The organism is uncultured Anaerococcus sp., from assembly GCF_963512375.1.
In the GTDB taxonomy this organism is placed as follows: Bacteria; Bacillota; Clostridia; order Tissierellales; family Peptoniphilaceae; genus Anaerococcus.
Map to the genome: position 1 here is coordinate 71818 of NZ_CAUPMI010000006.1, position 11849 is coordinate 83666.

Here is an 11849-nt window from a genome sequence, read left to right on the forward strand (position 1 = left end):
TTTCCTTAATTAAATAGCTCTTATTAGTATAAATATATCACATTTTCATAAAAAATTATAGTGTTTTTTATTTTTTTCTAATAGAAAAACCCTCCAATTTTAAAACTGAAGGGTTAAGCATTTTATTCTTTATCCATCATTTCTCTTTCACGAGCTTCTTCTTCTATGGTCTTCTTTGGTAAGATTATATTTAAGAAGAATACTATTAGAGTAGACATTACTACAGGTGAAGATATAAATATCATTCTAAACCATTGTGGAAATTGCTCTAGGGCAACTGGGTTAACTTGGGTTATACCCATACCAAGTGCTATAGCAAGACCTGTTATGGTAACATTTCTAACACTCATTTCATCAGATGTGATTAGCTTCATACCACTCATGGTGATTTGGGCAAATACTGTTACTGTCGCACCACCGATTACCGCTTGTGGAACAGAAAGCATTAGGGCACCAAATTTAGGAATAAATCCTGCTATAAGGATCATGATAGCTGTAAGTCTAAGAACTGCTCTTGATACTACCTTTGTAAGTGATACTATACCTACGTTTTGTGAATAAGAAGCTGTTGGTAGACCACCGAAGAAGGCAGATACCATATTTGTAAGACCGTAAGCCTTAATACCACCCTCAAGCTCTTTTTCTGTTGGTTGTCTATCAAGACCACCTGTTGTTGTAGATGAGAAATCTCCTACCGCTTGGATAGAGTTTACAACAAACATTACACCCATAGTTATGCAAGCATCTAGGTGGAAGTCTAGGCTAAAAGGCATCACTTTTGGAACTGTAAACCAAGCTGCATCTGCAAGCTTAGAAAAGTCAACTATGTTGAAAAATAGTGAGGCAATATAACCTGCTACAATACCAATAAGTATAGCTGATAATTTTACTAATCCCTTACCAAACATATTACAAACTAGAACAACAGCAAGGGTAATAAGGGCTACAATCCAATAAACCATAGCACCTTGGTTAGGATTTCCATTTCCTCCTGCCATATAGTTTAGGGCTACAGAGTAAAGGGAAAGACCTATAGTAAGAACTACAGTACCAGAAACCATTGGTGGGAAATATTTATAAAGTCTTTTGATATTCATTCCCACAAGGAAGGCTATAACGCCACCTACAATTTGTGAAGCAAAAACTGCTCCAATTCCATACTTAACTGCAACAGAGTTAATAACTGGAATATAAGCGAAGGATACACCCATTATCATTGGAAGTCTAGATCCAAGACCTAGTTTTATAATTGGATATAGCTGAAGGAAGGTAGCAAGAGCTGCTACAAACATTCCCGCTTGGATTAGATAAATTGACTGAGCCGCAGTAAGGGCATGGTCAGTGTTAGCCAAAGTATTTGTCAAAACGATTGCTGGAAGGGTATTACCTACAATCATCGCCAGCAAATGCTGGAGGGCTATAGGAAAAGATTTCTTTAAGTCAGGCTTGCCATCAACATCAAATAAAGATTTTGATACGGGGCCAGTTGTATTTTTTTGCATAATTTCTCCTTGTTATTTTTCGACTAGAGCTTAGGCCATATTTCTTTTGCTCTTTGTCTTGATTTTTCGTGTATTTCTTTTTGATCGATAGTTTTTATTTCCCTATCTTTCATTACGATTTGTCCATTTATGATTGAATCTGTTACTAGTCCACCATTTAAGCCAAATAAGGCGTGGCCCATCCAATTGTTTCCATTTAGAGGAGTCATTGGGTCATAGTCTAGGGCTATTATATCAGCGTAGGCTCCTTCCTTTATCCTTCCTACAGGATTTTTTAGAAACCTATCCATTATTTTTGGATTGTTCTCAAATTGTAATTTGATTGCTTCTCCAAAGCCCTTGGTTGGGTCGTGACTTTCATGAGTTAGCAAGACTTTTGCAACCCTCATTGATTCAAACATATCATTTGTATAGGCGTCTGTTCCTAGGCCTAGGAGGATATTTTTATCAAGCATCCTTAGGACTGGAGGAGCACCTACCGCATTATTCATATTGCTTTGAGGATTAAAAACTGCCATGGTATCTCTTGCCTTTAGGATATCCATCTCTCTTTCATTTATATGGACATTGTGGATGGATAGGGTCTTTGGCCTAAATATTTCATAAGCATCTAGCCTATCTACCACTCTTTTACCACTCATCTTAAAAGTTTCCCACTCATCTTCGATTCCTTCTGCTATGTGGACATGGTAGCCATTGTCAAAGTCTTCCATAGCTTTCTGGCATTTTTCTAAAGTATCATCAGAAAGGGTAAAGGATGCATGTAGACCGAATAAAGCATTTAGCATATCATCGTGTTTTTCTGCTTCCTTTATCCAATTTATATTCTCTGCTATTCCCAAATCTCTCTTATCTAGGCCATCCCTATCTGATACCTCATAGCATAGGCTTGCTCTTATTCCAAGCTCTTTAGCAGCATCAGCCATGGTAAAGAGGGAGCCTTCTATTGAGTTAGGTCCTGAGTGGTGATCTATTATTGTAGTTACCCCATTATGGATTGATTCCATAAATGTTGTAAGGGCATTTAACTTTACATCTTCTAGGGTTAATTTTTTATCTAGGGCCCACCATAGATTTTCTAAGACATGGAAGAAGTTATCTGTAGGATTTGAAACGCTCATTCCCCTAGCATAGGCTGAATAGCAATGAGAATGGGCACAAATAAGTCCTGGCATAACAAGCTTATCTGAAAAATCTACTATCTCTTGATTAGGATTTTCTTTTTTAATTTTTTCAAAATCACCGATTTCTTTTATGATTTTTCCTTCAATTAGGATTGCTGAATCTTCATAGAAGTTATTTGCCTCATCGTTGGTGATTATTGTCTTTGCCTTTATTATCATTGTTTCTCCTTATAGGTAGTAAGAATACCTTGCTTCTAGGGCTTTTATTAATTTTACAAAAGTCTCATCTATTCTTGGATCATCGATTTTTGCTTCGATTACATTTTTATTTGCAAGTCTTATCAAATACTTATCGTCAGATATTTTAAGGATTCCTATTTGTTCAGACATATCAAAGTCAATTTTCTCTTTAAAGACTGTAAACTTATCCTTATAAGGTGCTCCCTTGTGTGGGCAGAAGCTTTCGCAGTTGCCACATTCATTGCAAAGACCATCTAAGTGAATTGTTTGTCTCTTATTAGTAAAGCCATCGACGATGATAGCAACATTTGCCCTATTTGGACAAACTTCTGTGCATACCTCACATACATTGTCACAAGACAAACACCTTACTGCATCTTTTTCCTTAGGAAGTTCTAGATTGCCGCGTATATCGATTATTTGATCAAGTGGTTTTTCATAAGACACTTCTATAAAATCATTTTCAAGCTTTTCTTTTTTGAGTATATCCTTGGCAATTATTTTTGCATCTGCTATTGCATTTACAATAGATTTTCTTCCCTTTGTTATATCTCCTGCAAAGTAGACATTTTCGATGTTTGATTCTTTAGTATCGAGTAGATTTATTTTCTTATCAATGCTTACGCCTTGGTCTTTGAGATTATCAATATTAGATTTTGAACCTGTTGCTATTACTAGATACTTATATTCTTCTTTTAATTTGGCAATATCTAAAGCTTTGTCATTGTTTAATTCGTAAGATACGCCGACTTTTTCTAGAAGTTTAATATCTTTTTCTATGACTTCTTCACTTACAAGTTCATTAGCATAACCATAAAGCTTGTCTGATTTTTCTAAGACCTTTGATTCAAGGCCATTTCTTCTAAGGAAGATTCCAACTGCTATTCCTGCAGGGCCTCCACCTATAATGATTGCCTTGTTTTCAGTTTTAATTGGGCTTGACTTAAGATTTTCTATATAGGTGTCATAGTAAGCATCTACGACTTCTTTTTTAACTTCTCTTATATTTACTCCTGCTTCATAGTCAACCCTAGTGCAGGATTTCTTACAAAACTCATAGCAAGTTGTTGCTAATATTGATGGAGCAGTGTTATCAATTGCAATTGTCTCCATCGCTTTTTTATAATCTCCAAGCTCTGCATAGTGAAGGTAGGCTGAAACTTGTTGACCTAAAGGACAACCATCTTCCTTACAAGGTGCTGAGTAGCAATCCACAAGTGGAAGGTCACTCTGCCAATTTCTAGATCTTAGTCTTTGCTTTGGATTTTTCTTATAAAGGTCGATTGAATCAAGCTTATCAACTAAGTCTTTTAGCTTATTATTATCTATTCCTTGGTAGTCCCTGCCCAAAAGCTCTTCAGTTTCTTCTGCTAATTCTTTTAGTCTATAATAGCCACCTGGCTTTAGAAGTGTGGTTGATACTGTGATTGGTTGGTTAAAAATTTCAAATATTTCTTTTATATTAAGCCCATCAGCACCACCACAATAGCTCATTGGGAGCTTGCCATCAAAGGCCTTTGATAGCTTATAGGCTGCAGAAATTGTTAGAGGAAGTAGGGCCCTACCTGACATATACATATCATCGCTTGGAAGTTCTCCTCTTTTTTGGATGACTGGGAAGGTATTTGATAATTTACATCCAAAGACTAAATTATTTTCCTTGCCTAATTCTAATAATCTTGTAAATATCTCTATAGACTCACCAAAGCTTAGGTCGTGATCAAACTGTGCCTTGTCAAAGTCTATGTATTTATAGCCCAATTTGTTTAAAATTTCTCTTGCATAGTCATAGCCAACAAGGGTTGGATTGCACTTAACAAAGGTATTTAGGCCCTTATCCTTTATCAAATAGGCAGCTATTTCTTCTATCTCACCTGCTGGTGTACCGTGCATGGTTGATAGGGTCATAGAGTTACAAACCTTGCCATCTATTGCTTCTATATCTTCTAGATTAACGTTTTCAAATTTTCCGATATTTTCTTTTAAATATGCTATAGACTCCTTAAAGACTTCAGTTTGGCTTGCATCCATTAAAGAATTTATAAAATTATCTACCTTAGGAGATTTAATTCCCTCAAGGTTGTAGCCAACAGACATGTTTAGAACAAAATCTTTTTTATCTGCTATGCCAAATTCTTTGGCAAGGACTCTTATGGCAATTTCTGCCTTTATGTATTCAGCTGCTGCATCTTCTATTTTAAGCTCTGTGGACCATTCACAGTTATAGGCCTCATCTTCAGAATTTATACATGGCTTAGGAATGGCTGCCATGAGCTCTTCCCCATCCATTATCTGACATGTCTTAAGCTCCATATACCTACCACCTGCAAGATATGATGCTATCAAGTTTTGGGCAAGCTGAGTGTGAGGACCTGCTGCAGGACCAACAGCCGAACCAAGTTCATCACCAAAAACAGTTTTTAGGCTTTTTCCGCTTGTATTTTTATAAAATTTTTCTTTAGATATAGAAAATACGCTTTCCTCATTTTTATATTCTTCCAAGGCCCATTCTATAAGCTTGGGAAATTCTATCAATCTCATGTATTCACTCATACTTACTTCCTTCCTAAAGAAATAACCCCATACAATTGTTTGAAATTATATGGGGTTTTCTCCTTAACCTATCCAAGTACCTGTCTTGCCGCTAAGGGCTTCTTTGGCATTTTCTAAGCTTGTTATCACTGCTTTCCTACCATTTTTGCTTGTTACAAATTCTAGTGCTGCCTCAATTTTTGGTAGCATTGAACCTTTAGCAAATTGGTCTTCTCCTATATATTTTTCAGCCTCTTCGACTGTTAAATGATCGAGGTCTTCTTGATTTTCCTTGCCGAAGTTAATGGCAACTTTTTCAACAGCTGTAAGAATTACAAGCACATCACTATCTACTAGCTCTGCTAATTTAGCTGATGAAAAGTCCTTATCAATTACTGCATCAACTCCAACATATTCATCATTTTCCATGATTACAGGAATTCCGCCACCACCTGCTGCTACTACTACACAACCACTATTGTATAAGCTTGTTATAGCTCTTTTTTCTACTATATCAACAGGTTTTGGACTTGCTATTACCCTTCTATAACCACGACCAGCATCTTCCTTCATCACAAAGCCTTTTTCTTCTTCTAATTTTTTAGCTTCTTCCTCGCTATAAAAATCTCCTATTGGCTTAGTTGGATTAGAAAAGGCAGGATCTTCTGCATCTACCATTACTTGGCTTACAAGGCTTACTACTGGGTTTTCGATTTTTTCTTTTATAAACTCATTTTCAAGAGCATTTTGTAGGTGGTAGCCAATGTAGCCCTGGCTCATAGCCCCACATTCTGCAAATGGCATATAAGGAACCTTGTCATTTACCTCAGCACCAGCACTCATAGCGAGATTTATCATACCTACTTGTGGTCCGTTACCGTGGCATACTATGATTTTATAACCTTCATTAACTAGCCCTGCTATTGCAGATGCTGTTATCTTTACCGTTTTTTTTTGCTCAGTAGGGGTGTTGCCTAAGGCATTACCCCCAAGAGCTACTAAAATTTTTTTATTCATTAAACTTCCTTCTAATAAATTGTCCATAACCTTGTTTACCAAGGTATTCACCATCTTTAAGAATGAAATTACCTCTGCATAAAACTGTATCTACTTCATAGTCAGATTTCATTCCTTCGTATGTGGTGTAATCAACAATTGAATGTCTATTTTCTTGTTTTATAATATATTCTTTTTTATCTAATACTATAATATCAGCATCTGCTCCAGGAATTATATTTCCTTTCTTTGGATATAAACCAAAAATTTTAGCAGGATTGATCATTAATACTTCAATAAGTCTTTCTAAACTAATTCCTCTTCTTAAACCTTCACTAATAATTAATTCAACTCTTTCTTCAACTCCAGGTATACCACCAGGGCAAGTTAGAAAATTATCTTTGTGAGGTAATTTTTCTGTTTTGTAGAAGAATGGACAATGATCAGTAGCTACTACGTTTACATGGCCGTTTCTAATTCCTTCCCATAAGAAATCTTGATCTGATTGTTTTCTCAATGGAGGTGCCATGATATATTTAATACCTTCTTCGTTACCGCCTTCAATATACTTATTTTCATTTAGCATTAAATATTGGGTACAGGTTTCGCAGAAGAGATTTTTAACCCCTCTTTTTCTTGCTTTAATTATTTCTCTTAAACCAAGTTCTGTAGATGTATGAACTATATATAACTTTGGAAAGCCAGCTATTTCAGATAAATAAATGAGTCTATTAATTGCTTCAGCTTCTGTCTCTGCGGGTCTTGTTTTTGCATGATAGATAGGATCTAACTTGCCTTCTTTTTCTGTTTCAGCTCTTAGTTCTTGAATTGATCCATCATTTTCGCAATGAATACAAACGACTGTTCCCGTCTCTTTAGCTTTTTTCAATACCCTTAATATTTCATCATCATTTATCTTTCCACCATATGTGGTATATATTTTTTCCGAAACAATTCCTTCATTTTTATGGAGTTCTTCAATTTGTCTTAGAGTTTCTTCTCTAGCATCTTGAAGTGCACCATGAAAAGAATAATCAATTATAGCTTTACCATCTGCAAGCTCATGATAATGTTTTATCATTTCGGAAACATAGCTATCTTTTGGTCCAAAAGCAATATGATCAACAATACTAGTTGTTCCACCATGAGCAGCAGCTCTTGTCCCTGTATGAAAATCATCTACAGCTACATATTGTCCTAAATCCAAAGACATATGAGTATGAACATCGACTCCACCTGGTAGTGTAAGTCTATTTTTTGCATCATATATCTCACAATCTTTTTCGTCAAGATTATGTCCTATAGCTTCAATTTTTTCATCATTGATTTTTATATCTGCAATATTTTCACCAAATAAATTTGCGTTTTTTATAATTAAAGACATACTTTCTCCAATATTTTACTTTCTTATAAATTTTATATATATATAATATAAGATTCCAGTTGCGATAACACCAAATACATAAGCATTATTAAATATCCAGGACAAACTTTCTACATATTTTCCAATAAATATAAGTATTGTCATAGCTAAAAATAATATAATAACAGGTATATTCCAGCCTTTATTATAAAAATATTTTCCGCCATCAATTCTGTAGGTATCTACAACATCAATATCTGTTTTATAGTCAAATAAATATGCAACAAGATATATTCCTGAAATCGGACCAATTAATGCACCTAATAATTGTGTAACATTAAATATTAAATTATAAGCACTTGAAAGTGAATCCCATGGGCGTGCTAACAAAGCTAATAATGCTACTCCGATAGTTACAGTCTTATAATTAAATTTATTCTTAGTCAATGTTGCTGCAATGTTAACTGGAGGTATTAGGTTTCCAGCTACATTTGTTGTTAATACTGCCATAATAATAAAAATAGAAAAAACTATCCTTATTGCTACACTTGGAAAATGACCAACCAAAACAGCTGGTTCCCAAATTTCATCACCAAAGGCTAGTAGCCCACCTGCTGTACCACACATTCCAACAAATGATATATAAAATGTCATTAAAGGAGCACTTATTATTTGACCAACACTTTGGGATTTTTGGTCTACACAATGTCTTGTAAAGTCAGGCATTGATAATGCAATACCTCCATCAAACGCAATCATCGCAGAAAGTGCTGGCCAAAATAGCTTCCAAAAATCAACATTAGGATCCGCTTTTAAAATTTTTACATTTAATAGAGCGTTTAAACTCCAGTCAGCTGTTGAAAGCCCCCAAATTATTACAATTAAGCTTAAAACTATAAGAATAGGAGCTGAAACCCCTTCTAGTAGTTTTACAGCTTTACTTCCTGAAGCTGCAATATAGACATTCATTATCCAAAATATTATGAATGAAATGAATTGCGATGTAAATCCCATATTTAACCAGTTTGGATATATTGCGCCAATAATAGTATAGACTGCTTGTCCACCTATCCAAGCTTGAACTCCAAACCAAAAAACACCTAGAACCGCCCTGATTATCGAAGGGAATATAGTACCCTTATTACCGAAAACGATTTTACTAAGCGTAGGATATGTCATTCCATACTTCGTTCCAAAATGTCCTAAAGCTATAGCTACACCCATAACTATAGTATGTCCTAATACAACGGTAAATAATGCTTGCCCCCAGCTCATTCCAGAAACAAGCAAACCACTTGCTACTTGATAAACTGCGATAGATACTATCATACCAATCCAGAGATTGGCGATGTCTTTAGTTCGCCAATCTCTTTTATTTGATGGTATAGGAGCACTCATATCGTTATAGTCGTTATTGTACTTTTTGATTTCTTCTAATCCAGCGTTTGTTAAATCTACAATATCGCCTTTTTGTACTTGAGTGTTTTTTACATCCATTGTAAACTCCTATTTGATTTCAAATATTATTTATTTTCTTGTGTGTATACTAATGGAAGAGCTGCGTATACTGCTGCACATGTTACTAGGTCTTGTTTGAATGTTACTTCGTTTGGTGCGTGAGCTTGGTCTTCTGCTCCTGGTCCAAATCCTATTGTTGGGATGTTGTGACGACCCATTATAGCAACACCGTTTGTTGAGAATGTCCATTTATCTGTTAGTGGACGAGCTGCTCTTTTTTCTTCTTCTTTTGCTATTGGAGGAGCTATTCTCTTATCACCATATAGGTTCTTGTAAGCATCTTCTAGTGCTTTTGTTACCTTGTGATCTTCTGGAATTACCCATGTTGGGAAGTAAGCTTCTTGTTCATATTCAAGGCCTGTCCAGCTAGCTCTCTTGTAGTCATACATTGATACTTTTGCACCATGTTTTTTAACTGATGGTAGATCTTCGATTTCTTTTATACAAGACTCCCATGTTTCACCAGCTGTCATTCTTCTATCTAGTGAGATTGAGCAAGAGTCTGCTACTGCACATCTTGATGGAGATGTGTAGAAGATTTGGCTTGTTGTTACTGTACCACGTCCTAGGAAGTTTGCTTCTTTGTATTCTGGGTTATATTTTTCATCAAGCATTTTTACTAGGCCCTTGATTTCTACTGAATCATCTGCTGGGTTTTCGTTTAATGCTTCGATTTCTTTAAGGATGTCAGCCATCTTGTAGATTGCGTTGTCTCCTCTTTCTGGAGCTGATCCGTGACAAGATATACCTTGTACGTCCACTCTCATTTCCATTCTTCCTCTTTGACCTCTGTAGATTCCGCCGTCTGTTGGTTCTGTTGATACTACAAATTCTGGTCTGATGCCTTCTTGTTCAATCATGTATAACCAGCAGTTACCATCACAGTCTTCTTCTTGAACTGTTCCTGTTACTAGTACTCTATAGTCATCGTTTAGGTAGCCTAGATCTTTAAGGATTTTTGCTCCGTATACTGATGCTACTGGTCCACCTAGTTGGTCAGAACCACCACGTCCACCTATAAGATTTTCATCTTCAAATCCATCATATGGGTCAAATTCCCAGTTGTCTATGTTTCCGATACCTACTGTATCTATATGGCCATCAAAGGCAATTTGTGTTTTTCCTTCGCCCATTTCACCTAATACGTTTCCTTGGCCATCGATCCAAGCTTTGTTAAAGCCTACTTTTTCCATTTCTTCTTTTATTCTTTTAGCCTTGTCGCCTTCTTCACAAGATTCACCTTTTAGTTTGATTAAATCTCTTAGAAAAGCTACCATGTCTTCTTTGTATTCGCCTGCTTTTGCCTTTATAGCTTCAAAATCAATGTTTTTAAATTCTGTCATTATATCCTCCATTTATTCTTATTTGTCTAATCTCTTGTTTGCTTTATCTACTAGTTCTCTTAGTTTTTCTTCTGGATTTTCTATCTTTTGTAGAAGAATCATTGCTGCTATGATGTATGGTTTGAAGCTTGCTTCTTTATATAGAGGAACTCTATATCTATCAAATACTGATTCAGCTACTTCACCATGTTCTGCAGATACGCCTGTGATGTCTGCTGGTAGGCAGTGCATGTATAAAGCTTTTCCATCTTTTGTTAGCTTCATCATTTCTTCTGTACATTCCCAATCCATGTGGTCTTTGTTTTGTTCTAGAAGTCTTTGTTCTAGTTCATCTATTCCTTTTTGGTCGCCTTCTCCGTATAGTTTTGTTCTTTCTTCCATAGCTGCAAATGGAGCCCAAGATTTAGGATATACTATGTCTGCATCTTTGAATGCTTCTTCCATTGAGTTTGTTACTGTGAAGCTTCCGCCGTATTCTTCAGCATTCTTCCTAGCTATTTCTTCTACTTCTGGCATTATTTCGTATCCTTCTGGGTGAGCTAGAACTACATCCATACCAAGTCTTGTAAATAGGCCTGATATACCTTGTGGAACTGATAATGGTTTACCATATGATGGTGAGTATGCCCATGTCATTGCTACTTTTTTGCCCTTTAGGTTTTCGATTCCGCCAAATTCGTGGATTACGTGGTTAAGGTCTGCCATTGATTGGGTTGGGTGGTCTATATCACATTGTAGGTTTACTAGGGTTGGTCTTTGTTCTAGAACTCCATCATCATATCCTTCTTGAACATATTCTGAAAAGTCTTTCATGTATTTATAGCCTTTGCCTATATACATGTCATCTCTTATACCTACTACATCTGCCATGAATGAGATCATGTTTGCTGTTTCTTTAACTGTTTCACCGTGAGCTATTTGGCTTTTGCCTTCGTCTAGGTCTTGTACTTCTAGGCCAAGTAGGTTACAAGCTGAAGCAAAGGAGAATCTTGTTCTTGTTGAGTTATCTCTAAATAATGAGATTCCAAGTCCTGAATCAAAGATTTTTGGAGAGATATTTTCTTCTCTCATTGCTCTTAGGATGTCAGCTGTTTTCCAGATAGCTTTTAGTTCGTCTTGTGATTTATCCCATGTATGGAAGAAGTCATCACCAAATAGGTTCTTGTGGTCTAGTTCTTGTAATTCGTCGATTAATTTTTTGATGTCTTGTGTCATTTTTCTCTCCTTATAT

General features: G+C 35.9%; 8 protein-coding genes. All 8 read right to left on the minus strand.

Annotated features, from left to right (window positions below; genetic code table 11):
• Positions 1-122: 122 nt before the first annotated feature.
• The 8 genes from RRB46_RS04095 to ygeW all read right to left on the minus strand — a co-directional run bounded on the left by RRB46_RS04095 (position 123) and on the right by ygeW (position 11833).
• Positions 123-1502 carry a uracil-xanthine permease family protein gene (locus tag RRB46_RS04095; RefSeq protein ID WP_297688568.1) on the minus strand — a complete coding sequence of 460 codons (1380 nt, stop codon included), beginning with the start codon at positions 1500-1502 and terminating at the stop codon, positions 123-125.
• 23 nt (positions 1503-1525) lie between these two features.
• Positions 1526-2845 (minus strand): putative aminohydrolase SsnA, encoded by a 1320-nt coding sequence (gene ssnA / locus RRB46_RS04100; protein ID WP_311537607.1) that lies wholly within the window; start codon positions 2843-2845, stop codon positions 1526-1528.
• A gap of 9 nt (positions 2846-2854) precedes the next feature.
• The gene (locus RRB46_RS04105; protein WP_311537608.1) at positions 2855-5419 is read right to left on the minus strand and encodes an FAD-dependent oxidoreductase; all 2565 of its coding nucleotides are present in this window, start codon (positions 5417-5419) and stop codon (positions 2855-2857) included.
• 63 nt (positions 5420-5482) lie between these two features.
• Positions 5483-6415 carry a carbamate kinase gene (gene arcC, locus RRB46_RS04110; RefSeq protein ID WP_311537609.1) on the minus strand — a complete coding sequence of 311 codons (933 nt, stop codon included), beginning with the start codon at positions 6413-6415 and terminating at the stop codon, positions 5483-5485.
• Positions 6408-7778 carry a dihydropyrimidinase gene (gene hydA / locus RRB46_RS04115; protein ID WP_311537610.1) on the minus strand — a complete coding sequence of 457 codons (1371 nt, stop codon included), beginning with the start codon at positions 7776-7778 and terminating at the stop codon, positions 6408-6410. Before hydA ends, arcC begins: the two co-directional genes overlap by 8 nt.
• Before the next feature lie 15 nt (positions 7779-7793).
• Entirely contained in the window at positions 7794-9254 is a 1461-nt protein-coding gene (locus RRB46_RS04120; RefSeq protein WP_311537611.1) for an NCS1 family nucleobase:cation symporter-1, read from the minus strand.
• A gap of 26 nt (positions 9255-9280) precedes the next feature.
• Positions 9281-10618 carry a YgeY family selenium metabolism-linked hydrolase gene (locus RRB46_RS04125; RefSeq protein ID WP_311537612.1) on the minus strand — a complete coding sequence of 446 codons (1338 nt, stop codon included), beginning with the start codon at positions 10616-10618 and terminating at the stop codon, positions 9281-9283.
• A gap of 18 nt (positions 10619-10636) precedes the next feature.
• Positions 10637-11833, minus strand: coding sequence for a knotted carbamoyltransferase YgeW (gene ygeW, locus RRB46_RS04130; RefSeq protein ID WP_265212663.1), 1197 nt, complete (start codon positions 11831-11833; stop codon positions 10637-10639).
• Positions 11834-11849 lie beyond the last annotated feature (16 nt).